Source organism: Corynebacterium sp. 239_CJEI (genome assembly GCF_001055995.1).
GTDB classification, from domain to species: Bacteria; Actinomycetota; Actinomycetes; order Mycobacteriales; family Mycobacteriaceae; genus Corynebacterium; species Corynebacterium jeikeium_D.
In genome coordinates this window covers 40,483-63,581 of record NZ_JVOW01000033.1, presented here as the reverse complement: position 1 = coordinate 63,581, position 23,099 = coordinate 40,483, and the positions used below count along the sequence as shown (strand labels likewise).

18 protein-coding genes and 1 riboswitch are annotated in these 23,099 nt (G+C 58.3%); of the genes, 9 read left to right on the top strand and 9 right to left on the bottom strand.

The features are described from left to right. Positions 1-5: 5 nt before the first annotated feature. Entirely contained in the window at positions 6-614 is a 609-nt protein-coding gene (locus ADB08_RS09460) for an ECF transporter S component (RefSeq protein WP_048732921.1), read from the bottom strand. 157 nt (positions 615-771) lie between these two features. On the opposite strand from ADB08_RS09460, the gene ADB08_RS09455 reads away from it, so the two are divergent. Both ADB08_RS09455 and ADB08_RS09450 read left to right on the top strand, forming a co-directional pair. Further along, entirely contained in the window at positions 772-2,823 is a 2,052-nt protein-coding gene (locus ADB08_RS09455) for a hypothetical protein (protein WP_049172709.1), read from the top strand. 89 nt (positions 2,824-2,912) lie between these two features. Next, positions 2,913-3,110 (top strand): hypothetical protein, encoded by a 198-nt coding sequence (locus ADB08_RS09450; RefSeq protein WP_049172707.1) that lies wholly within the window; start codon positions 2,913-2,915, stop codon positions 3,108-3,110. Positions 3,111-3,265: 155 nt separating this feature from the next. Here ADB08_RS09450 and ADB08_RS09445 read toward each other — a convergent pair whose 3' ends face one another. The 3 genes from ADB08_RS09445 to ADB08_RS09435 form a co-directional block, all read right to left on the bottom strand. Further along, the gene (locus tag ADB08_RS09445) at positions 3,266-4,606 is read right to left on the bottom strand and encodes an alpha-amylase family protein (protein WP_049172705.1); all 1,341 of its coding nucleotides are present in this window, start codon (positions 4,604-4,606) and stop codon (positions 3,266-3,268) included. A 4-nt stretch (positions 4,607-4,610) separates the two neighbouring features. Further along, positions 4,611-6,023: a M20 metallopeptidase family protein gene (locus ADB08_RS09440; RefSeq protein WP_048732929.1), complete on the bottom strand. Its 1,413-nt coding sequence runs from the start codon at positions 6,021-6,023 to the stop codon at positions 4,611-4,613. Between the two features lie 135 nt (positions 6,024-6,158). Beyond that, positions 6,159-7,541 carry a M18 family aminopeptidase gene (locus tag ADB08_RS09435; RefSeq protein ID WP_049172704.1) on the bottom strand — a complete coding sequence of 461 codons (1,383 nt, stop codon included), beginning with the start codon at positions 7,539-7,541 and terminating at the stop codon, positions 6,159-6,161. Between the two features lie 264 nt (positions 7,542-7,805). On the opposite strand from ADB08_RS09435, the gene ADB08_RS09430 reads away from it, so the two are divergent. Beyond that, positions 7,806-8,003, top strand: coding sequence for a hypothetical protein (locus ADB08_RS09430; protein ID WP_048732933.1), 198 nt, complete (start codon positions 7,806-7,808; stop codon positions 8,001-8,003). A gap of 2 nt (positions 8,004-8,005) precedes the next feature. Here the strand turns inward: ADB08_RS09430 and ADB08_RS09425 are convergent, their stop codons facing one another. From ADB08_RS09425 to thiC, 3 genes are all read right to left on the bottom strand, one after another. Further along, on the bottom strand, positions 8,006-9,349 hold the full coding sequence (locus ADB08_RS09425) for a glycosyltransferase family 87 protein (protein WP_224784043.1): 1,344 nt from the start codon (positions 9,347-9,349) through the stop codon (positions 8,006-8,008). 313 nt (positions 9,350-9,662) lie between these two features. After that, the gene (locus ADB08_RS09420) at positions 9,663-10,856 is read right to left on the bottom strand and encodes an HtaA protein (RefSeq protein WP_239660056.1); all 1,194 of its coding nucleotides are present in this window, start codon (positions 10,854-10,856) and stop codon (positions 9,663-9,665) included. A 181-nt stretch (positions 10,857-11,037) separates the two neighbouring features. Further along, positions 11,038-12,744, bottom strand: a complete 1,707-nt coding sequence (gene thiC / locus ADB08_RS09415; protein ID WP_049172697.1) for a phosphomethylpyrimidine synthase ThiC — start codon at positions 12,742-12,744, stop codon at positions 11,038-11,040. After that, positions 12,743-12,864: riboswitch (TPP riboswitch) on the bottom strand. It overlaps the preceding gene by 2 nt. Before the next feature lie 260 nt (positions 12,865-13,124). Here thiC and ADB08_RS09410 point away from each other — a divergent pair. The 4 genes from ADB08_RS09410 to ADB08_RS09395 all read left to right on the top strand — a co-directional run bounded on the left by ADB08_RS09410 (position 13,125) and on the right by ADB08_RS09395 (position 17,875). Beyond that, complete coding sequence (locus ADB08_RS09410; protein ID WP_049172695.1) at positions 13,125-13,778, top strand: hypothetical protein; 654 nt, start codon at positions 13,125-13,127, stop codon at positions 13,776-13,778. Continuing rightward, positions 13,775-15,622: a hypothetical protein gene (locus ADB08_RS09405; protein ID WP_049172692.1), complete on the top strand. Its 1,848-nt coding sequence runs from the start codon at positions 13,775-13,777 to the stop codon at positions 15,620-15,622. Before ADB08_RS09410 ends, ADB08_RS09405 begins: the two co-directional genes overlap by 4 nt. 224 nt (positions 15,623-15,846) lie before the next feature. Further along, the gene (locus ADB08_RS09400; protein WP_049172690.1) at positions 15,847-17,343 is read left to right on the top strand and encodes an MFS transporter; all 1,497 of its coding nucleotides are present in this window, start codon (positions 15,847-15,849) and stop codon (positions 17,341-17,343) included. Beyond that, positions 17,330-17,875 carry a TetR/AcrR family transcriptional regulator gene (locus tag ADB08_RS09395; protein WP_049172688.1) on the top strand — a complete coding sequence of 182 codons (546 nt, stop codon included), beginning with the start codon at positions 17,330-17,332 and terminating at the stop codon, positions 17,873-17,875. The genes ADB08_RS09400 and ADB08_RS09395 overlap by 14 nt, the downstream gene beginning before the upstream one ends. 6 nt (positions 17,876-17,881) lie before the next feature. Here ADB08_RS09395 and ADB08_RS09390 read toward each other — a convergent pair whose 3' ends face one another. Beyond that, positions 17,882-19,084 carry an alpha/beta hydrolase gene (locus ADB08_RS09390; RefSeq protein WP_049172686.1) on the bottom strand — a complete coding sequence of 401 codons (1,203 nt, stop codon included), beginning with the start codon at positions 19,082-19,084 and terminating at the stop codon, positions 17,882-17,884. A gap of 387 nt (positions 19,085-19,471) precedes the next feature. Between ADB08_RS09390 and ADB08_RS11530 the strand changes: the two genes are divergently transcribed. Then, on the top strand, positions 19,472-21,061 hold the full coding sequence (locus tag ADB08_RS11530; protein WP_049172684.1) for a Re/Si-specific NAD(P)(+) transhydrogenase subunit alpha: 1,590 nt from the start codon (positions 19,472-19,474) through the stop codon (positions 21,059-21,061). A gap of 6 nt (positions 21,062-21,067) precedes the next feature. Beyond that, positions 21,068-22,543 (top strand): NAD(P)(+) transhydrogenase (Re/Si-specific) subunit beta, encoded by a 1,476-nt coding sequence (locus ADB08_RS11525; RefSeq protein WP_049172682.1) that lies wholly within the window; start codon positions 21,068-21,070, stop codon positions 22,541-22,543. Between the two features lie 49 nt (positions 22,544-22,592). On the opposite strand, the gene ADB08_RS09375 is transcribed toward ADB08_RS11525, so the two are convergent. Further along, the gene (locus ADB08_RS09375) at positions 22,593-23,060 is read right to left on the bottom strand and encodes a GNAT family N-acetyltransferase (protein WP_049172747.1); all 468 of its coding nucleotides are present in this window, start codon (positions 23,058-23,060) and stop codon (positions 22,593-22,595) included. Between the last annotated feature and the right edge of the window lie 39 nt (positions 23,061-23,099).

The following is a 23,099-nucleotide window of genomic DNA, read 5'->3' as shown; positions in this document are numbered from 1 at the left end:
TTTTCCTAGACGTCGTCGTGCCGCTCTCGCCCGATGGCAAAACGATCCAGCGCTCCAGTTGCCGCCAGTGCCTTAGCCAGGAAGTAAGCCAGCAGACCGGCGAGGACGGCACCCGACAGCGCCGTGGAGATCAGGTAGATGACGTTGAATTCGAAAGTCTTGGCCAGGTTGCCGGTGAAAAGCTCAAAAGTCCACGCGCCGACACCTGCCATGAGACCCGAGATAACCACGGTGACCAGGTTGTAGCTCTTATACGCCAAAATGAGGAACACCAGCTCCGCGCCGAGCCCCTGCGCCAAACCTGAGTACAGGGTGGAGATACCCCACTGGTTACCGATCAGTGCTGAAACCGTCGCTGCGATTACCTCGACGAAGATAGCGGCACCCGGCTTGCGAATGATGTACGCGCCGAGCGGACCACCGAGGAACCACATACCAGCGACCAAACCGCCAAGACCAGGAGTAAGCGCGTTGACTGCTTCATAGCCCGCACCGCCGATGATGTTCCAGATAACAAAAATCAGGCCAACGGCCACGCCGATAACAGCTGCAATGATGATGTCAATATTGCGCCACGAGAAGTTAGCGCGCGCTGCACTCGCCGATTGCGTCATCCCACTTGCTCCTATTTTTCTTTAACTCGAGCGGTATTGCTCAAACATTATTGATGTATTCATTAGCGGCGTATGAAGCCTGTGTCGACACGCCCTAAGCACTAACTTTTGCCTACCCTACCGCGCCCAGCAGATGGCCTAGATAACATAAGGAACCATGACTAAAGCCGAGCGGTCATCTACAGGAGATACCCCAACTGCCCAAACCCCTCATACGCCGCCAGTCGGCGATGAGGGGACAGCCGCGGATTCCGCAGTGAACACTGCCGAGGCCCCTGGTGCTGACAACACCGCTGAGCAGGAAAGTTCTCGCCCATACTACATGCCCACATTGACGTGGGGCGAGCGACTTGACCTGTCTGCGAAGCAGTGGTGGCCACTCATCGGAGTTGTTATTGCGATACAGCTTGTCGCTCGCATTCTGGTGCTGACTAGCCATGGTTTTTACTGGGATGACTTCATCATTGTTGGCCATCTTTACGACACCCCACTGCTGAGCAAGGACTACCTGCTTCAGGATCACGACGGGCACCTTGCACCACTGGCCTTCTTGGTGCAAGGCCTCTATCACCTCATCGCGCCGTGGAACTGGTGGCTACCGGCTATCACCATGGCCGTGATGTCGGTAGTGCTGACATACGCCACAGCTAAACTCTTTGAGCTTCTCACCGGCCGCACGCTGGTATCGCTCTTCCTCATCACGGTCGTCGCCTGGACTCCGCTGATGCTTCCGGGCGACACCTGGTGGTCGGCCGCGGCCAATTCCCAGCCGTTCCACCTAGCATTCGTGGTTTTCATGATTGTCGCCATTCGCACCACTATGCGTCGTTCCTTCGGCCCCCGCCCGTGGGAAGCCGTAGGCCTGTTCGTGCTGCTGGCAGTGGCGCTGGGATTCTTTGAGAAGTCCCTGGCTATCGCACCGATCTCCATGCTGGTTGTCGTCACTTTGGCTTACATGGAGCGCAGAAATATCCTGCAGGTTCTCCGCCGTGGCCTCGTCATCTGGATCCCATCGATGCTGCTGACCGGCGCCTGGGCACTGTGGTACTACTTCGGCCCCGCCGAAACCACCGGCTTCATTTCCGACAAGCTGCAGCCCGAACTGTTCTTCAACGGCCTCGGCCAGATTTTTGCCGGCATCATCGGCGGACCAACAAGCTGGGAACGCTGGGCTCCGGGACAGCCGTTTGCCTCCGCTTCGTCTCAGCTGATTACTCTCGGCGGCATTATCCTGTTGATTCTGTCCGCCACCCTCATCGGCCGCGATTACCGTGGCTGGGCTCCGTGGACGCTATCGGTGGCGTACATGTTCACCACCTTGTTCGCCATCACCCTGTTCCGCTCGGGAGAGAACACCTCTGGCGTGCTGGCGCACACTTTGCACTACTACTCTGATGTCGCGCTCGTGATCGTAATCTGCGTCGCGATCTCCCTGGCTGGACTCCCACCGAAGGACGAGGCGCCAGCGCTGCTACCGGCTCGTACGCACATTCTGATTTGGTCGCTGGGCATCGCGCTGGCTGTCACCTCCACGATTTCCGTGGTCACTTACCGCAATGCCTGGTCTGATGACATCGCAATGGAGTGGATCGGCAACACCAAGGCGTCGCTGTCCGCGCTGCGCGAGGAAGCCGATGCCGCTGGCCCCGACAAGGCGATCGACTACAATCTCATCGACCAGCCCGTCCCCTTCGAAGTTCTCGTGCCCGTCGCCGCTCCGATGAACATGTACTCGCGGGTGTTTGATGCGGTCTCCGATCGCCCGCCGTTTGAGCGCGTCACCGGTCACCCGCGCATGTTCAATACAGACGGTTCGCTTATCGACGCCAAGGTCTCCGAGGTCACCCGTGTCACTGACGGCCCTGTCGAGCAGTGTGGCCATCGCATCACAGTTGGCGAGGACGGCACCGCGTCGGAGGACATCAAGTTGGAGAACATCATCAAGCTCGGTGACTGGGTGCTTGAGTTCCCGGCCACCGCCTCCGAGGACATGGATGTGCGCCTGTCGCTCCCCAATCCTTTCGAGACTGAAGAGCAAACCCGCGGTGGTTCCACAGTCGTGAAGATGAACAACGATCTGCGACCGCGCTATGTGTACCTCAACGGTGGCGGAAATACTCTCCATGTCGATGTGGAAAAGGCGACTCCGGGGGCAACCCTATGCATCGGCGCGGGGGCGATTGGCCCCTTGGTTCCCGCAAGCCGTTAAGAATCCTCTAAGATATTGCTTTAAGATAATGTGAGAAAAGTTTATTAGCCCCTTGTAGCTATTGTTTTTCCGACAGAGGAGCCACATCCATGCGTAACCGCATCGCCGGCGCTATCGCCGCATCCGCCATTGCCGCAGCAGCCCTGGTCGCTTGCTCTCCCCCGAATCAGGTTGACTCGGACGTGAAGGTCGGCGACCAGGCCAACCCGTCGGAGACCTTCGAGCAGAAGGCCACCACTCCGGCATCCTCCGACGAGATGACCCCTGCTGAGACCGCAGAGATGTAATCACTGCATCTGCGAAAACAGGGGTAGCCAGCAAACATAAACGCAGTCACTACCCCTTGTGCCCACTCATCGATGGGGCACGAAAGAATTACCGCCTGGACATTGTGTCCGGGCGGTTTTGGTTCTCCGGGGCAGCCTAGAGCCGCCTAGAGAGCCTAGGAAAACTCAAATTCCACGTGGTCACCATCACGGATCACCGCGCTGGTTGCGCCGTTTTCCAGGTTCAGCTCGACAACGAGCGAGGGCATCTCGCCGGAAGCTCCAGCCTCACCCGAGGCTCCGGCAGCATCGTCCACGAGCGCCGCGTCGGTTGCGGTCACGCGGTAGCGAAGAAAACCATTGCGCAATTCATCAGTCTCCACGCGAGCGGAGTGCAACCATGGGAACCGGCGTCGCACCGCAACGAGCTGCTGGTAAGCGCGGTAGAGGTCCTCACCAAGCGCAGAGAGTTCCTCCGGGCTATCCGGGAACACTGGTCGAATCTGGTCGTCACCGCCGATGCGTTCCTCTTTGAGACCGGTGTAACCCTGTTCGTCGCCGTAGTAGACCAGCGGCACACCGGCCACGGTAAACAGCACCGTCGCCGCCAGCACGGCCTTGTCGGCCCCTACCTGCGTCGCAATGCGTGAAACATCGTGGTTGCCCACAAACGTCACCGGCACAAAAGACTCCGCGAAGGTATTATGGCGCTTCAGAGTCCAGTCCAACTCGAAGAAGTTTTCCTCCTTCAGCGCAGACCAGGTCGCTTTCCACAGCTCGTACTCCGTCACCGAGTCCATGCCGGACACCGACACAATCTCCGCATAGTCACCGTGGATGACCTCGCCGTAGATAAAGGCGTGCGGGTGCTCAGCACGCACTCGCGGCAAAACCTTGTGCCAAAGCTGTGGGTCCACTGCGTAGGCCGCATCCAGTCGCCAGCCATCAATCCCCCGCGCCAGCCAGTAATTCATCACGTTGACGACAAAATCAACAGTCGCGTCACTGGTGTGATCGAATTCGACCAAACTCTCATGGCCCTCAAACACCGGCGCGGTCATGTCGCCATCTGAGTGAGTAAACGCAAAGAGCTGTGCTTCTTCAGAGTCAGGGTTTTCCTTCGCGGTCTTCAACGCGGGTGCCTCTGCCCCGATGTGGTTGAAGACGCCGTCGAAAAGCACTTTGATGCCGCGCTCATGGGCAGCTTCGATGACAGCCTTCATGTCCTCTTCGGTACCCAGGCGCGAGTCAATGCGGTAGTAGTCCTCGGTATCGTAGCCGTGGCTAGTCGACTCGAATACTGGAGCCAGCTGCAGGACGTTGAGCCCGAGCTCCTGGACGTACGGAAGCCAGTCAATCAGTTTGCGAATTCGATTGACCGGCGCGGCGCCTCGATCCTTCTCACGGATGGGCGCTCCCACAAACCCCAGTGGATAGACGTGCCATCCAATCGCCCACTTCGACCACTCAGGTGCGGCAGCGAGCGTCTTATTAGGGGCGTTGGGGGTCGTGGACATTGTCCTATGCATCCTCTCTAGGTGCCTGAGGCTGATTGGAATTATCTGATGCCGCCGCCTCAGGACTCGGTGAGGTCTCCCCCGCCGATTCGCTTGACGACGCCCGCGCCTGGCCCGCATGCGACTGTGGCGTGCCAAGGCCTGCCTTCCGCGGCCGTGGAGGCACGGAACCTGCTGCGGGCATGGTCGGAGATGTGGCAGGTCGCTCCGGCGGATGATTCTTCGACGGGTTCAGTGCGTCGAGCGCGATTTGGATTTCCGTGCGCATGCCATTGACCATGGCTCTCTCCACAATTTTAAACTTGGAATTGTGGAGAAAGAAGGGATTACCCGCTTCCGGGCCACCGGTGCCGAGGAACATGTAACAGCCCGGCGCTTCACGAGAAAAATAGGAGAAGTCATCCGAAGGAGCCCACGGATCGGCGGCGAACACCTTGGAGTTGCCAACTGCCTTCGTCGCCGCATGCCAGGCACGATTGACTGCAATGTCGGCGTTGACCACCATCGGGTACGGAATCTGCCAGTCGAAAGTCGCCTGTGCGCCGTGAGCTTGGCAGACGCCGTTGACGACGGCCTCGATACGCTGGCAGACAATCTCCCAGTCGGCCTCATCCACCGAGCGGATGGACACTTCCAGGTTGGCCGTATCCGGAATCACGTTGCCGGCCTCACCTGAATGCAGTGAGCCGACGTTGACGATATTCATGTGCTTTGGATCCACATCGCGGGAGACAATCGTGTTCAGCATGAGAGTCACCTCACTGGCGATGAGCACCGGGTCAATCGACAGCTGTGGGTTCGAGGAGTGACCGCCACGGCCACGAATCGCGATGGAGACAATGCCCGACATGGTTGTCACTCGCCCAGCGCAAATTCCCACATGCCCCACCGGATGCGGCGCGACGTGGAAGGCATAGACCTCATCCAAGTCATCGGCGGCACCCTTGTCGACCAGCTCACGAGCACCGCCCGGCAGCATTTCTTCGGCGTGCTGGAAGATGCACAGCACCTTGCCGTGCAGCTGATCGCGCATTCCAGAGAGCACCTTCGCCGTGCCCAGCAGCATCGCCGTGTGAACATCATGACCACAGGCGTGCATCACACCTGGCGTGCGCGAGGCATACGGCAGTCCCGTTTCCTCCTGAATCGGCAGGGCGTCAATATCCGCGCGGTAGCCAATCACACGGCCAGTGCTGGGGTCGCCCGCTGTTCCCTCGATGACGCCAATTACGGACGTCGGGGTCAACCGGTACGTCGGGATGTCCCACTGATTGAGCAAATCCTCAATCATGTCCGAGGTCCTGTACTCCCGGAAGCTCAGCTCCGGATTCTGGTGCAGTTGGCGACGCCATGCCACCGCCTCTTCGATAGGTACTTCAAGGCGGTGCGACGGCAGGGTGTCGTTAGCATCAGTCATGGTTCATAGCATGACAGAAAATAGGCTCCACGACGAGCAGCTACGGAAATTCCCTCACCCATTTTCGCTTCACGACGGCCACAGCGCCCCGACATCTCCCCTGCTAGAGGCGACTTCAGCGCTGCCAGCGAGCTGCTAGTGTCCGGCACCCCAGAAATCCACGGTGAGTTCGGCCAACCACCATGGGTCAATCGTGCCGCACATCTCACGCGCCGAGTGCATGGAGACCATCGCAGCTCCGATATCGATGGTGTCGATACCCAGTCGCGTTGCAGTGATCGGGCCGATAGTGGAGCCGCATGGCTTGTGGTTCGCAGAGACAAAATACTGCACCGGCACTTCCTGGCCAATGCGCTTGGAGGTTTCCGCTGCGATTCGGACAACCTCCGCCTGACCGGCCGCCGTGGTGGCGTAGCGCTGGTTGGCATTGATCTTCACCACCGGGCCGGCATTGAGTTCCGGCTGGTGCCCCGGCTCGTGTTCGCCTGCATAGTTCGGGTGCACACCGTGTGCGCCGTCAGCAGAGAGACAGATGGAACCGCGGTAGAGCTGCTGAGTGCGTTCCAGGTCAGCGCCCGTGGCCGCTGCGATGCGGGACAGAACGTCGGCAAGCAGTGGCCCTGCAGCGCCCGTGGTGGAGGCGGACCCAACTTCCTCGTGATCGAAAGCGACCATGACGGGGATGGTGGTTGACGTGCTCCAGTTTTGACGGAGCAAGGTCTCGAAGGCGACCAGGGAGGAGTGGACGCTGAGCAGGTTGTCGAGTCGGCCAGAAGCCAGGAACTCATCGTGAGCACCGAAGGTGCGCGGCTGCTGAGTGTCGAAGGAAATGAGGTCCCAGGCGACGATGTCGTCGATAGACAGTCCCGCAGCATTAGCGATGATCTGGTGCACATCGGTGCCGAAGGTATCCAGTCCGATGATTGGTGCAGTGTGATTCTGCCTGTGGAGCTTCAACCCCTCTTCGTTAACCGCACGATTGAGGTGGATAGCCAACTGCGGGATACGCGCGACCGGGCCAGTGCGAGCAAGGTGCTCATGGCCGTTTTTATCAATTACCCGACCAGCGAACTCGATTTCACGGTCGGTCCAGCTTCCCAACAACGCGCCGCCATAGACCTCTACAGCGACCTGCGCATAGCCTGCGGCGGAGGTGCGCGCGTTGGGCTTCACACGAAAACCGGGCGAATCCGTGTGAGAACCCACAATACGGAAACCGGTGAAATCGGCAGCCGGCGTCTCCGGGACGACCCAAGCAACGGCAGCGCCATCGCGACGCAGGACGTAGGCACCGGGCTCGCTTGGCCACTGCTCGTGCTCGTCGACGACCGTGGCACCGGCTGCACTCAGACGGTCAACGACCTGTTGTGCCGCATGAAATGAGCTTGGCGACGCAGCCACAAAATCTATTAAATCCTCAACGTGACTGAGCGCTGCCGCCGGAACGCTGCGCGATGCCGCGTCCGAGGTATCCGCTGAATCCGGGGACTCAGGGGTGGGTGCCGAAGAAATAGCCATAACCAAACTCCTACTTCACATTTGATTCCGGATTTCATTGTATTGGAGCCCACAACTGACCGTGACCGAGCATTAAGCCGGTCCACAGTGTGATGCAGCTTTCATGTTGGGAACGGTATCCACTTAGTCACTTTTGCCCGTTTTAACTCGATATCGGGCATATTCAGACATATAGTGGCAACCGCATCAAAGAAAACCATTTGAATACAGAAACTCTCAAACCGGAATCCTGACCGGATTCCGACCACAGAAAGGGTTTATACCGTGAGCCTTGAAAACCTGTTCCCCCGTTCTTTCACTACCAAGCGCGCCTTCTTCTCTCAGCCGCTGCGCGAAGCTCTTACCCGCGACACCAGCAGTGACGCTAACGCAGTCCACTTCGGCCACCAGGTTAAGAGCGCCCGGAACGAGATTTACAGCGACATGTCTGCCCGTGACATCGTCTCTATGCTGAGCCGCTAAATCTAGCGCTTCCTCAAGTCGAATAAGACCATTGGCTCTGGCTGAGGAAATTTTAATGTCTCCGCGGCAGCTAATTCACTGCCAAAACCAGCTCCAACCTCGCCTGCATCACCATCGCCGTACCGATGTACCGCAAACGCGTGGCAGCCACCAACAACTAGCATCAATGCCAGCGTCAAGAGCATCGCAGTAATCCCCGAGTACACAAATCCGCCGGTATACGGCGTAGCAGCAATCGGGTTTGTCACAGGGAACGTCAGCAGGACCACTAGCAACGCAATACCGATATACGGCCACTGTCTGGTCAATCGGTTCCGCGCCATGGCGGCCAAACCGAACACAGGCGTGACCAGCATCAACATGTAGTGGGTCCAAAGAATCGATGAGAATGTGGCTGCAATAAGCCACGCGCCGGTGATTAGAAACTCAAACCGGTAGACCGGGTTCAACCACGCAACTGCCGTGACCATCAACACCACGCCGAGCGCAATACACAGTGGAATCGTTTTCACGTGACTCGGATAATCACGAACCACTGTTACTAATAAATCAGGATTGCCCAGGTCTGTGGCTAAAGTCGACGCCAACGACTGATTCGCACCACCGACCAAGACCGACGCACCAATGTCGTCGATTCGGTCAATCCAGTCCGAAATAACCGGCATGTCAATGCGGATAAACATCCAGACCGCCAGTACCGCCGTGGTGGCCAGCGACCAGAGGGCTGCGCGCCGTCGATAAGCGAAAAAGAGCATCACGGCGATGAGCGCATACGGAGTCAATTTAATGGATGCGACAATGCCGAGGACGATGCCCGCGAGCCAAGGACGAGTGCGCGAGGCAGCAAGCCCATAGGCGACGCCCGCGACAATCAGCGGTGTCGTCTGACCAATCCAGAACGAATTGAGAGTGGTCGGCAGGGCGAATACGCATGCGGTAACCAGCGCTGCGATGCCCCAGGGCATGGTCGACCGAAACCACAGGTGGTAGGAAGCTGCGACCAGGACCACGACGGCCATTCCGGAAAGAAACAGCAACCAAGCAACCGAGGTTTCAAAGCTCATGACGTGGGATATCGCTCCCAGAGCCTTTGCAAACAAAGGGTTTTGCACAAAGGGATGCGTAAATGGCGCAGACACTTCCTGCGCCAGGCGTGGCCAGACCTCTCCGCTCATGGCGGTGAAATCGATTGGATCGGCATCATAGAGATGGGACTCAAGTCCCCTGTCCATCAGTAGCCCGCCCACCCAGAGCGACGCCCAATCGTCCGGCTGGGTGCGGCCATTCCAGGCCAGCAGCGAGGCAAGACCACCGAGCAGCGAGACCAGCATAAGAGGCCAGCTCATCACAGGCGATTGCGTCAGCGCAGGGGCCTGATTGGGTTTGCGAACCCATATTTTTCGCGAGGCCCGCGACGGAGACTCCGCAACAGCACGTTGCGACTCCGCAACCTGTGACGATGCCCCATCCTGTGACACCGGTCCTTCTGCCCGACTATGCCGTCCCACGTTCCTCCTCATCGCTGGTAAGCGCCTCTATCTAATGTAGTGATTCCACTACAGCAGTGGTTACAACCCGCAGGAACCCGCAAGGTATGACGGCTTACTTTGAACGAAGTGCCAGGTAGACGACAGTTGGCGGCTGTGATGGTCGGAGGGACTACCGGAACTGCGAAATAGTGCCGATGGTCGTGATCAGCTGATCTCCATCGCTGTCGACCACGGCGGCAATGGGCATACGCTCCATCTCGTCCGGGCCGACATCGTAGCCCTGCGAGACCTCTGCCGTAATAATCTTTCCGGTCGGGCCGTCCTCAATGCGCGGATTACGGACGACCACATGAACCAGACTGAACTTCGCGGTGAAGTGAACTTCTCCGCGGTAGCTCTCCCCTTTGGCATCGCTGCTGTCATTGTCGCGGGTGAATGAAACGACTCCGGCCTCAGGCTCTAGGGCACCGTTCTTGGCAGTGACGCCACCACCCAGTGCGCCGAATACCTTCTCCAGCGCAGATACAGAAATTACTAAATCCTCACTCGAGGGAGCCGGAGCATTCTTGCCCGGAGCATCCGAATAATTCAACGGAATATAGATTTCCTCGGCCGCATTAATCGAGCCGGCTGCCGGGTAGACGTAAATGCCCCAGTTATCACCAGCTGGAGCCTCTGGCGGGTCAACAACAATGCGGGCTTCAAAACTGCCGTCATCTGTCATCGGAGTAGCCTGACGAGCGATAGAACGTCGCATGTCGACGCCTTGGTTCGGTATCGCCTCGAGAGTTCCAGCCGGCGTGACCCAGGCAATGTTGTCGTGCGGATGTTTCCGCGACGAGGACGGAGCACCTTCACTCGGCTTCCACGAGTCGGGGAATGCACTGTAGAGAACGTAAACACCATTGGGCACACCCGGAGGAATTGGAAGCGGGTAACCACCACGGTTGGCCGACGGATTGAAACCACTACCGCGAACAATAAGAACATCGCCGCGATGAACCGTGGCACCTTCAGCTGGTGTGCCGTCTTCAAAAGTGACAGTAACTTCCGGGGATTCGACATACTGCGAATCCTGCGGCTGGAAGTTCTCCGCTGGATTAATCACATTGGGAAAATTGTCCGGCACGATTGGCTTCGCAGTTTCAGCCATTGCCGGGGACACAAACGCCGAAAGGACCATGGCACCGGACAGCGAAACCGCAGTGGCAGCTCTGCGCGCACTCCGCTCCACCGGTCGACGCACGCCTTCTCCAACCGTGGATGATTCAGAGCTGAATAAACGGCGAGTGTTGCGAGTGTTGCGAGCACCTGCGAGATGGCGGTGGGAACTATCGAAAGTCAGGAATCTCAGGCTGTGCATACAAGCAATGTACACCCCACTAGTTAGGTTTACCTAACGCCTTTATGAAGGTGCGCCTTACCCTCCCCCGTTTGAGGCTCAACACTGAGACCGGCAGAAATAACTGAAAGCAAAAGAAAACCGCGGCCAAGCCCAATAGAGCTCGACCACGGCTTACTTCAGCATCTTCTAAGACAACCAGCTACTCCGCGGTAATCGGCAGGTAGACGCGGCTGCCCTGATCAGCGAACTCCTGAGACTTCTCAGCCATGCCGGCCTCGATAGCTTCAACGGAATCCAGACCGTGTTCCTTCGCGTAGTCCTGTACATCCTTGGAAATACGCATGGAGCAGAACTTCGGACCGCACATGGAACAGAAATGCGCGGTCTTTGCCGGTTCTGCAGGCAGGGTCTCATCGTGGTAATCCAGCGCAGTGTCCGGATCCAGTGCCAGTGCAAACTGGTCATGCCAACGGAACTCGAAGCGAGCCTTCGACAGCGCGTCGTCACGCTCCTGAGCGCGCGGCAGCCCCTTCGCCAAGTCGGCGGCGTGAGCGGAAATCTTGTAAGTAATCACGCCGACTTTGACGTCGTCGCGGTTCGGCAGCCCCAGGTGCTCCTTCGGCGTGACGTAGCAAAGCATGGCGGTGCCAGCCTGCGCAATGATTGCCGCACCGATAGCCGAGGTGATGTGGTCATAGCCCGGCGCGATATCGGTTGCCAGCGGGCCGAGGGTGTAGAACGGAGCTTCCTCACACCACTCCTCTTCCCACTTCACGTTGTCGGCGATCTTGTGCATCGGAACGTGGCCTGGACCTTCGATCATGACCTGGCAACCACGGGACTTAGCGATCTTGGTCAGCTCGCCGAGGGTGCGCAGCTCAGCCAGCTGGGCTTCATCGTTCGCGTCGGCAATGGACCCCGGACGCAGGCCGTCACCGAGGGAGAACGTGACATCGTACTGCGCCAGAATGTCGCACAGCTCAGCGAAGCGCGTGTAGAGGAAGCTCTCCTGGTGATGCGCGAGGCACCATGCGGCCATGATTGAGCCACCGCGGGAAACAATGCCTGTCACGCGGTTGGCGGCAAGCGGCACATAGCGCAGCAGCACACCCGCGTGAACGGTCATGTAGTCCACGCCCTGTTCACACTGCTCAATGATGGTTTCGCGGTAGATTTCCCAGGTCAGCTTGGCCGGGTCACCCTTGACCTTCTCCAGCGCCTGGTAAATCGGCACCGTACCAACCGGCACCGGGGAGTTACGCAGAATCCACTCGCGGGTTTCGTGAATGTCCTTGCCAGTGGACAGGTCCATGATGGTGTCCGCGCCCCAACGGGTTGCCCACACCATCTTCTCCACTTCTTCAGAGATGGACGAAGTCACAGCCGAGTTACCAATGTTGGCGTTGATCTTGGTGGCAAAGCGCTTGCCGATAATCATCGGCTCAGTCTCCGGGTGCTTGTGGTTGGCCGGAATCACGGCACGACCCGCAGCGACCTCTTCGCGCACAACTTCCGGATCCACACCTTCACGAGCGGCGATGAAAGCCATCTCCGGGGTGACAATTCCCGCGCGCGCCCAAGCCAGCTGGGTCTTGACCTTCGGAGCCTCCTCAGAACCCGCAACCGCTGGCACCGCCGGAGCCTTCGGCCACGAGTCACGAGTCTTAGCCAAACCCTCCTTCAGGTTCAGCTCCGGGTTTTCCTCGGTGTAGATACCCGAGGTGTCGTACGCATCGAAGTGAGTACCGTCCGTCAGATTGATTCGACGAACTGGAATGCGCAGGTTCGCCTCACCAAAATCGTTGCTAAACGCAACCTCGTCGTAATGCTTGTTGCTGCGGTAAATCGGGCCAGTTGTAACCTCGCCCTCTTTCGGCGGAGCGGATACAGATACACGTGCGGCCATGAAGCAACACATCCCTTTCCTACGCTGGTATTACCCAGATTCAGGTTCGTCCGGTCGACGCTCGATCCCTAGCGTCCTCTCAGTGCCGGAATTTCGGTTGGCACTCCCGTGGTTTTGTAATGCGCCTCATAGTCTAACCAATCGTTCGGATTACTTCGGTCATTACACCCACGTTTGCCGCCAACGCTTAACGACGGCACGGAGAACACACCCTAAAGCTGCAGGTTGCGGCTGTGCAGCGGCGCTGTTTTTCGCGGCGACCGCGTTGTCCACACCCCTAAAAAGTTATCCACAGTCGGTCTATTTTTCGGCTTCTCAGCAAGCGCAATTGTGAACGCGGTGTTATATCTTTCTCACACAAATTCTTTGGGGAGGGAAAATTGAAAAAGGCGACTACTGCCGCCCTAGTGTCAGCACTTCTATGGGGAGTAACGGGGACTAGTTGCGCATCGACCAAGGCTTCCGGCGAGGACGTTCAACCTGTCGGCGACAATGCGACAACCATCACTACTGACTCGGGCGTGACGTTACCTGCGGGTGTGCTTCCACCCAACAATCCGCCGGAGCCCGGTGATGCTCCACTTGGCCCCGATGGGCACTACAACTACGACGCACCCGAATTCGTCCTGACCAATCCGTGTGACGACCCTGAGATTATGGGGCGCTTAGACAGGCTGGGGTTCCGGGAGCAGTCTGAGGTTTCAGAGCGAATTAAAGGTGTCAAACAAATAGGTTGCGGACTTCAAACAAGTCACATTTTGCCACTTGGCCTCTGGCACACATCGGTGGCCCATTCCCGGCTCGAGAACTATGACGCTCACCCCACTACACACCACTCGGAAGGCCTTCATTGGGTGACTTTCAAACAAACCAACCCGATTGGTCTCTCGTACTGCATTGCATCCGTAGAGACCCCGAAAGGCGCACTGGGTTTTATAACGCACATCTCAGAGGAAGAATCCACTGATTTCGATGAAACCCTCTGCAAGCCCGCCAATGAACTTATGACCAATTACCTGGGGGAAATGTCTTGATTTCTGCAAATATTTCGACAATTGATCACGCAATTAGCGGACTAACTGGAGCAATCATGCTTCCCGGCTCGTCTATGACGATGCAGCCCAACTTGGCCGGCTACTCACAGGTTCCGTCACTCCAGCTGGTGGCGACAGAACACAGTCTCGCAATTTCCGGCAGTACGGGAAGCTCTGCCGCCGTCGGATTGTCTCTGGGCAAGCAGCTCACGTGGGCGCAAACGAATCTCGCTGACTTCCGTCGCGTCATCACTGAGCACGAATCCACCATGAACCGAATCCTTCGAAGCATTAACCCATTCAATGGTGACGGTGCTTCCATTGCTGAAGTAGCGCGAACAAGCGGTGTATTCCAGCGTCGGCCAATGTTTGAAGCTGGAAGTCTCACTTTCGCGCCAGTCACACTTTCTGCGGAACTCGGTCTCGATGCGAAGTCTCTACTATCCATGTTTTCCTCGACAAACGACGGTGCCGTAGCCGAGGCAATCGCCTACTGGAACAACTTCGCCGAAACTATGACCACGTTGGCCAGCAATCTAACCTCCATCTCATCCGGCTTGGTGTCGAGCAACAGCGGTGCTGTCTTCTCTGCTGCTGACTCAACAATGAAAGGTCTGGCCGCACGCGCAACCAGCATCGCCACCGCATCTGAGGTCATGGCCGGACACCTTGCCGTTTTGCCGTCCGTTAAGGCAATGGCCGTCAATGCACTATCTGCGATTGAGGCCGAGTCCAAGGCACTCCCCAACCCTGGCGCGCAAAAAGCTTTTGAACAGGCCGAGGTAGCTGCCTTTCTCTCTGGTCCGTATACCGCACAGCTACAGACCGCTATTCCTCGAATTCCTAACCTGGTTTCTGCCGATGCCGGAAGTGGTGTGACTGCCGAGGTTTCCGTTGGGGCCACAGTCGCCGGGCGTTCTGGAACTAGTCAGTTCGGTCTTTCGCCTGCGGGGATGACTGGAAGCATGCAGGCCGCCAGCGCACCAGTTGGCGCCACCTCGACTGTTCCGGATTCTCCAACACCACAATCCACAGCCGCGAGTGCTCCCGCTCCTTCGCAGGTTCAACCGAGCACTTCGACTTTGTCGAGCCCAACAAATCCGTCTGCTACCCCTGTGCACCCCGCATCACCTAGCAGCCCAACGAGCTCCACGATCTCGCCAACTTCCCCGACCGGTACATCATCCATGGCTCAACCAAACGCGGCGAATCCAGCCATGGTCGCTCCTTCGGGAGCGAGCGCACCACTTCAACGCACTTCACCGCAAGCATCTTCACCTTACGGAGTTCACGGTAACCGACCGGCTGGCTCCCTCGGTGCAGGACGCACTGCGGGGCTCACACCAGCGGGCAATATCCCGGCACTGCCGTCTTCTGGAAACGCAAGCCCCCGTCCACCGGCCTCGGGACTTCCGACTTCAAGTCTTGGACGTATGCCAGCGCCAACAGCGGGTCGCGGGATGGGAACCGGCTTGGGTGCCGGGGTCGCTGGGTCTGCCTTGCCAAACGCCTCGAATAGCCCTGCACAGCGCGGAAGTGGATTGATGAATTCCCTAATCAGTGCGCGCAACAGTGCTACTACCGGAGCTACGGGTGCTGCTGGCGGAATCGCGGGTACCGCTGCTGGAAACCGTGGTGCAGGGACTTTCGCAGCCACCACTGCGGGCAACCGTGGCGGACTACTCCAAAAGAACTCCGCACCGTCGGCACGCAAACTGACAAATGTGGCCACCATCAGGGATAACGATGCCGGCGCTTTCGAGCAGAACGAATACCAGAAGGAGCTTTTCGGGGATGCGCCAATCACTATCCCGGCGGTGATAGGCCACAACGTCCGAGCGTAAAGCTCCGAGCGTAAAGTCAGCGCGTCCAAGCTGATCTTTACCCGCTCGGGCGCCACGGGGGATCGAACGGCGTCCGTGAATTCGTACCTCAACAACGCCTTCAACTTAGACACTTTTTCACCGGCCCTTTGGTAGGGATTGGCGTACTTTTGTTGAAGTTCTAGGCCTAAATCGTCGCTCTCCAGAAGTTGTAACTAAACCGAACGTTCGTTACAGTTACTGGAATGACAAGTACCGACCACGCCGCTTCCACGAGGGCTAATCCGTCCACTCCAGTCACCCACAGGTGGGTCTTCCTCGCTATCATCAGCGCCGGCCTACTACTCATCGGCATAGATAACTCGGTGCTCTACACTGCCCTGCCAGTTCTGCGCGAGCAGCTCCACACAACCGAGCTGGAGGGCCTGTGGATCATCAACGCCTACCCACTGGTGATCTCCGCACTCCTCCTCGGCACAGGCACTCTGGGCGACCGCATCGGTCACCGCAAGATGTTTCTTGTGGGCCTGACAATCTTTGGCTTCTCTTCCCTGACCGCGGCCTTTGCGCCGCACGCCTGGGCCCTGGTCATCGCTCGAGGCTGCCTGGGACTGGGCGCCGCGACCATGATGCCAGCAACCCTCGCACTGCTACGTGAGACCTTCCACCACCCTCGTGAACTTGCCACGGCTATTGGCATTTGGTCAGCCACAGCAACACTGGGTGCCGCTGCTGGCCCCGTCGTCGGCGGTTTCCTGTTGGAGCACTTTTGGTGGGGCTCAATCTTCCTTATCAACATCCCTGTCGTAGTTTTCGCAATCATTGGCACGCTGATTTTCGCTCCACCAAATCAGCCCAACCCAGCCAAACACTGGGACTTCCTCACCAGCCTCTACGCGATGCTGGCCATGCTGGGCCTGGTTTCACTCATCAAGGAACTCGCCGGCCATCGCTCCTCCACCGTCATCGTCGCAGCTATCGCCTGTGGGCTAGTGGGCGCGGCACTGTTTCAGCGTCGTCAGGCACGTCTTACCGAACCCCTCATCGACTTTTCGGTCTTCCGTTCGCCGATGTTTTCCGGTGGCGTGCTGGCAGCAGCGCTTGCCATGTTTGTCCTGGCAGGCGCCGAATTGATGACGACGCAGCGCTTCCAGATTTCCGTCGGATACACACCACTCGACGCGGGCTTGCTAGTTGCCACCGCGGCACTGGCATCCTTGCCAGTTGGTGTCATCGGCGGCATGGTGCTCCATCGAGTGGGTTTCCGCACACTCATCACCGGCGGCTTCCTCCTCAACGCCGTCGGACTGGCAGGCATGTACTACGGCGTTTCCTCGGGCAGTTTCTCGCTCATGATCGCGGGATTGATACTGCTCGGCGCGGGCGCAGGTTCTGTGATGTCGGTGTCGTCGACTGCGATAATCGGCTCAGCGCCGAGGTCAAAGGCAGGTATGGCGGCGGCAATGGAATCCGTGTCCTACGAATTCGGCACACTGATTACCGTCGCAATCACAGGCAGTCTCCTGCCTATGTTCTACACCCTGTTTACGCCTGTCGACGCCAGCATCTCACTCACCGATGCACTTCACACGCCAGCGCTTAACGACGGCGCCCGCGCCGGCCTCGACAGTTCCTACCTGGCCATTTTGATTATCCTGGCTGTCGTTGCTGTCATTGCAGCGATTGCGACTGCGGTGACATTCCGCGGCAACCCGAAGGAGACTGAATATGCGCACGAGTAAGCGCACTGCCATCCTCGACACAATCGTTGAGATTATCGAGACAAGCGGTTTTTCCGAGGTCACCTACGAAAATGTCGCAACTCAATGCGGAATGAGTAAATCAGGGTTGATTTACCACTTCCCCTCCCGCGAAGACATGATCCGCAGCGTCCATGAGCACATGGCGCAGTTATGGGAGGAGGAGCTTATCGAAGCCGCAGGAGGACCTGCGGAGGAGGTATCCCCCGCCAACCGCCTACGCGCAAACCTCCAGGTCTCGCTGGATACGGCAACGAGGGCCGAGCTACTCATGTCCATCGACTCTGCCGCCGAGCCGGAGCTGCGCGAGATTTGGACGCGCCTTTTGCGCCGGTGGAATCCGCCGGCGGAGAAGATTGCCACCGATGAGGAGGCCTGCATGGCCTACGTTGTCCAAATGATTTCCGATGGCCTCTGGGCTAACGACTACCTCAACGGCAATCAGCTCACGAAAGCGCAGCGCAAGGCAATCGCCGAGGCCGCGGCAAAGCTAATTCCAGAGTCGATGGAGTAGCCAGCTCTAGACGCCCTTGCGCTGAACGTCCTTGAGCTCGGAGTCAGTGGCCAGGCCATAGTTGTCACCCTCATAGACAGCCTTTGCTCGACTCGTTCCGGCGAGCACATACTCGCTAAAGGACAGCACCATCGAGCCGAGCACATTCTTGGACGGATCATCCAGGTAGGTGCCGTGGTAGGAACCGGTGACTACCGCTTCCCAGGCGGGCCCTGCAGCATCGCGGTAACCACGTCGATCGGCATCAAAAGGAACGATGTCCTCGTGCTCAGCAATGGCCACCAGGCTTGGAATCTCCGGCGGGGTGGAGATCAGCCCAGCGTCGGAAGGCCCTGGGTTGATAGCAACCAGACCACGGGTGACCATATCGATGCCCGCAGCCTGGAAGGCCTTATCCATCCTGTTGTTCAGGAAGATTGCGGAGCCACCACCTGCAGAGTGCCCGACCAGCATCGTCCGGGAGAAATCGATCTTGCCTGCAAGTGGCGTCGACTCGTCCTCATTGGCCGCTGCGGCCACGGAAGCTGCCAGCACCATCTGCGGCGCGAACCAGTTGGTGAAGTTGTAGCCAAGAGCCACGACATATCCGTGGCTTGCATAGAGTCGCGCTTGCGCGTCGTACATACCTGGCTCAGTACCAATGCCAGGGCTCAGAACCATCAGCGGCGCGGACTCCATGGAGTCGATATCCGCCGGGTAAATGAGCTGCGCGCCAACTGGGGAGGCGTTAGCCGATTCCGGCAACACGTCATAGCAGCCGGTGGTGCCGTGGAGACCGTGGAGGTCCCGCAGTACGCGGTTGTAGATGGTGTAGACGACACCATCACATGGCATTGCTTCACGGGTTGCGGCAACTGGGTGGGAGCCCATCGCTCCGAACTCCTTGCGCAGGTACCCCGCCTCTGGGGCGAACGGCTCGGTGATATGGCCACTTTCACCACCGGAGATGGCGCGGTTCACGCCACCCATAACATCCACCAGACCACCGCCAATTTTGTCCACGGTTTCCGAGTTCTGGTAGTCAACAGTGCTTTCACGTGCAGTGATGTCCGGCAGCTGACCAATGCGCGGTGCCGCCTGCGCTGGCGCCTGTCCGCCGAGAACCACACCAGCTGCGAGCGAGAGAGCAACCACCTTCGAGAACGCACGCCCCTGCCCTTGACGGGATACCGACACGGTCTTTCCGGCGACACTTAGTGAACCAATCATCGTTTTCCTTAACTCTTGCCAAGAACCTAGGAATACGAATTTACCTAATACGTAAATACATACGTAAAGACAGGAATAGCCTCCCCCACCTTTCACCCCTCAAACAATCATTCAGGGCGCTGAAAATGTTCACTCTCGCCCAAAATTAACACCACCACCCCCATTTCCTACCCCCTTTCCACGAGTGCACAGATTCAGAAAACCCACCTCACCACCGTTACCCACATATTTTTATTACCTTTTTCCACAAACGCCTCCGCTGCCTCCCCACCAGCGCATACCTTATTGACACCAAGGAGAAAGTGGCCACGCCCACACTCACTGTTAACCGACAACCGAGTGCGCATGGCCCTTAATAAAACCCCCGAACAGAAAAGAACTCCCACAATGAGAATCGGCATCCCTTTAGAACCCGATCCCCAGCAAACAATTGTGGCTGCGACCCCGGAGACCGTCGGCAAACTCGTCAAGCTTGGCTACGAGGTCGCCGTGCAGGCTGACGCCGGCCTGGCTGCTAAGTTCACCGACGCGGACTACGAATCCGCCGGTGCCACCATTGTCGACGAGTCTGTCTGGCACAGCGATATCGTCGTAACGCTCGACACTCCGCCGGAGCAGTTCCGTGCACTGCTTAACGACGGTGCCATGCTGATCAGCCGACTTGCGCCAGGCCGAAACGAAGAACTGGTCGAAGAGCTCGCGCAACGCAACATCACTGCCCTTGCTATGGATGCAGTTCCCCGCATTTCCAGGGCACAGTCGATGGACGTGCTGTCGTCGATGGCAAACATCGGCGGCTACCGCGCAGTAGTCGAAGCGGCTTCTGCATATGGTCGCCTCTTCACTGGTCAGGTGACTGCTGCAGGCAAGATGCCACCAGCTACCGTTTACGTCATCGGCGCTGGTGTCGGCGGACTTGCGGCGATCGGTACGGCCAACTCGATGGGCGCGATTGTCAAGGCAACAGACCTGCGCCCTGAAGCCGGTGAGCAGGTCGAATCGATGGGTGCAGAGTTCATCCCGATTCCGGCCGCCGCCGAGAAGTCCGAGGATGGCTACGCCAAGGAAATGACCAATGATCAGGCTGCCGCTGCCGCGAAGCTCTACTCCGAGCAGTCCGCGCAGGCTGACATTGTCATTACCACCGCGAATATCCCTGGCCGTCGCTCTCCACTGCTGCTGACTGCTGCCGATGTTGCAGCTATGAAACCAGGCAGCGTCATCGTCGACATGGCTGCCGCCGGTGGCGGCAACTGCGAGATGACCGTTCCAGGCAAGACCATTGTCACTGACAACGGTGTGACCATCATCGGTTACACCGACCTTGCAGGACGTCTGCCCGCGCAGGCATCGTCGCTGTACGGACAGAACATTTTCAACCTGTTCAAGCTGATTACGCCGGAAAAGGATGGCTCTCCGGTTCTCAATCTCGAGGATGAGATTATCCGTGGCATCACGGTAACAAAGGCTCGCCCACAGAATGGCGCCGGCGCTACCGGAGCTGAGATTCTCTGGCCACCACCACCAATCAAGGTCGCTGTCACCCCTGCTGCCCCACTGCAGGAGCAGCAGGCCCACCAGGCTGCATTAGAAGAGAATGCACCGGAGAAGGTTTCCTTCATGGGATCGGGCCTGGGCTCGAAGATTGCTCTGGGCCTGATGGCACTGCTGGCAATTGTGGTTATGCTCAGCGCACCGCACAGCGTGAGCGCCAACTTCATGGTTCTCACCTTGGCTATCGTGCTTGGCTTCTACGTAATCTCCGCGGTCACGCCGCGCCTACACACACCGCTGATGTCTGAGACCAACGCGATTTCCGGCATTGTTCTGGTGGGTGCGATTCTCCAGGTGGGAAGCTCCAACCTGCTGGTTTCAGGTCTCGCGTTCGCGGCCATCGTGGTTAGCTCCATCAATATCTTCGGCGGTTTCGCCGTCACCGACCGCATGCTTGGCATGTTTGTGAAAGAGGAGGCATAAAGTCTAATGGCTAGCATTGATACTGCTTCGCTTCTGGACTGGACCTACCGCCTGTCCAACGTCGGCTACATTGTCGCCGCCGTCCTGTTCCTCGCTGCCCTCTCGGGCCTGTCCAAGCCGGAGACCGCTCGCCGCGGTAACTCCTTCGGTATCGCCGGTATGGCTGTAGCCGTCGTCATTGCCATCTTCCAGGCACTCGTGACCGCAGACACCAAGCCGGATACTCACTTCTCGCCGCTGATTACCCTGATTCTCATCGCTGTCGCTATCGGCATCGGTGGTGTCATCGGTATCAGTCGCGCACGCCGCGTTGCCATGACTGGCATGCCGCAGCTGATTGCACTGTTCAATGGTCTGGTCGGACTCGGCGCTATCTTCATCGGCTTCAACTCCTACATTTTCGCCGAAGATGTAGCCCCCGATGCCCTGAAGTTCCACTTCGGCGAGGTCTACATTGGCGTCTTCATCGGCGCTGTGACCTTCACTGGCTCCATCGTCGCAGGCCTGAAGCTGTCTGAGAAGATCAAGGGCTCGCCACTACTGCTGCCGGGCCGCAACGCTCTGAACATTGCCATTCTGGTGGTCACTCTGGTTCTCCTGGCTGTCTTCATCGCAACCGGCACCGAGGGCGGCGCCATCGCATGGGCATGCATGGTTGCTGTGACTGCTTTGGGCCTGTTTTTGGGCTGGCACCTGGTCATCGCCATCGGTGGCGGCGACATGCCGGTTGTCGTGTCCATCATGAACTCGTACTCCGGTTGGGCCGCTGCTTTCACCGGTCTCATGCTTGGCAACCCGCTGCTCATCATCACTGGTGCGCTAGTTGGTTCCTCCGGAGCCTACCTGTCGTACATCATGTGTGAGGCCATGAACCGCTCCTTTGCCAACGTTATTCTGGGCGGCTTTGGCTCCGAGGCTTCGTCGGGAAGCGCTGTGGAAGGCTCCCACACCGAGGTCAGCCACGAGGACACCTCCGAGATTCTGCGTGATGCAGACAAGATCCTCATCGCTCCGGGTTACGGTATGGCTGTGGCACAGGCTCAGTACGCTGTTGCTGACCTAGTCCGTAACCTGCGTGAGGCCGGCAAGGAAGTGGTCTTCGGTATCCACCCAGTCGCTGGCCGCCTGCCGGGTCACATGAACGTGCTGCTGGCTGAGGCCAAGGTTCCCTACGACATCGTGCTGGAGCTGGACGAGGTCAACGATGACTTCGCTGATGTGGATGTCACCCTGGTCATCGGTGCAAATGACACCGTCAACCCGATGGCAGAGCAGCCGGGCTCCCCGATTGCGGGTATGCCGGTGCTGAAGGTGTGGGAATCTGAGCGCGTGATTGTTCTCAAGCGTTCGATGGGTTCGGGTTACTCGGGCGTGCAGAACCCGTTGTTCTTCAACGAAAACACCGACATGCTTATCGGCGATGCGAAGGCCAGCGTCGACTCTCTGAACCGCATCCTGGCGAGTTCGAAGGTCAACGCTTAAAACTTCAGGCAAGCAACGCCGTACAAATCGGAGCCTAGGCGATTAATTCCTAGGCTTCGCCACGGGCTGCATCACGAACCATCGTGATGTGCTCAATGCCGGCTTCCATGAAGGTCTCCCCGATCTCATGGAAGCCGGCTTTTGCGTACACGGCCTTCGCCTGCGTCTGGGCATGCAGAATCAGCCCCGTATCCGGGTGGTCAGCGATGACCTGCTGCAGCAGTTTCGAGGACAACCCCCTACCCCGGCTCGCGGCATCGACGACAACGCGTCCGATGGTGCGCGGGTAGTTCGTCGAGAACTCATCGAGCGTGTCAATCACACGCAAGTACGCAATAATCTTGCGGGCGTCATTGTCGTCGCGGATGAAATAGTGCTCTGCGGTATCTTCCAGGTCGCGCCAGTCCATTTCCGGCTCTGTACAGGACTGCTCAAGATAAAACACGTCGGTACGCAACGCCGAGATGGCATAAACATCCGTCGCGCTGAGTTGAGAAAAGGAGGCGTGTTCAATCATGGTGGCTGATTTTACTGCGAAGAACGGTGTGACGCTCAT

Bases quoted from the DNA above. Each gene is read 5' to 3' on its own strand.
- ADB08_RS09460 (WP_048732921.1), bottom strand. From the start codon at position 614: ATGACGCAATCGGCGAGTGCAGCGCGCGCTAACTTCTCGTGGCGCAAT.
- ADB08_RS09455 (WP_049172709.1), top strand. From the start codon at position 772: ATGACTAAAGCCGAGCGGTCATCTACAGGAGATACCCCAACTGCCCAA.
- ADB08_RS09450 (WP_049172707.1), top strand. From the start codon at position 2,913: ATGCGTAACCGCATCGCCGGCGCTATCGCCGCATCCGCCATTGCCGCA.
- ADB08_RS09445 (WP_049172705.1), bottom strand. From the start codon at position 4,606: ATGTCCACGACCCCCAACGCCCCTAATAAGACGCTCGCTGCCGCACCT.
- ADB08_RS09440 (WP_048732929.1), bottom strand. From the start codon at position 6,023: ATGACTGATGCTAACGACACCCTGCCGTCGCACCGCCTTGAAGTACCT.
- ADB08_RS09435 (WP_049172704.1), bottom strand. From the start codon at position 7,541: ATGGCTATTTCTTCGGCACCCACCCCTGAGTCCCCGGATTCAGCGGAT.
- ADB08_RS09425 (WP_224784043.1), bottom strand. From the start codon at position 9,349: ATGAGCTGGCCTCTTATGCTGGTCTCGCTGCTCGGTGGTCTTGCCTCG.
- ADB08_RS09420 (WP_239660056.1), bottom strand. From the start codon at position 10,856: ATGCACAGCCTGAGATTCCTGACTTTCGATAGTTCCCACCGCCATCTC.
- thiC (WP_049172697.1), bottom strand. From the start codon at position 12,744: ATGGCCGCACGTGTATCTGTATCCGCTCCGCCGAAAGAGGGCGAGGTT.
- ADB08_RS09400 (WP_049172690.1), top strand. From the start codon at position 15,847: ATGACAAGTACCGACCACGCCGCTTCCACGAGGGCTAATCCGTCCACT.
- ADB08_RS09395 (WP_049172688.1), top strand. From the start codon at position 17,330: ATGCGCACGAGTAAGCGCACTGCCATCCTCGACACAATCGTTGAGATT.
- ADB08_RS09390 (WP_049172686.1), bottom strand. From the start codon at position 19,084: ATGATTGGTTCACTAAGTGTCGCCGGAAAGACCGTGTCGGTATCCCGT.
- ADB08_RS11530 (WP_049172684.1), top strand. From the start codon at position 19,472: ATGAGAATCGGCATCCCTTTAGAACCCGATCCCCAGCAAACAATTGTG.
- ADB08_RS11525 (WP_049172682.1), top strand. From the start codon at position 21,068: ATGGCTAGCATTGATACTGCTTCGCTTCTGGACTGGACCTACCGCCTG.
- ADB08_RS09375 (WP_049172747.1), bottom strand. From the start codon at position 23,060: ATGATTGAACACGCCTCCTTTTCTCAACTCAGCGCGACGGATGTTTAT.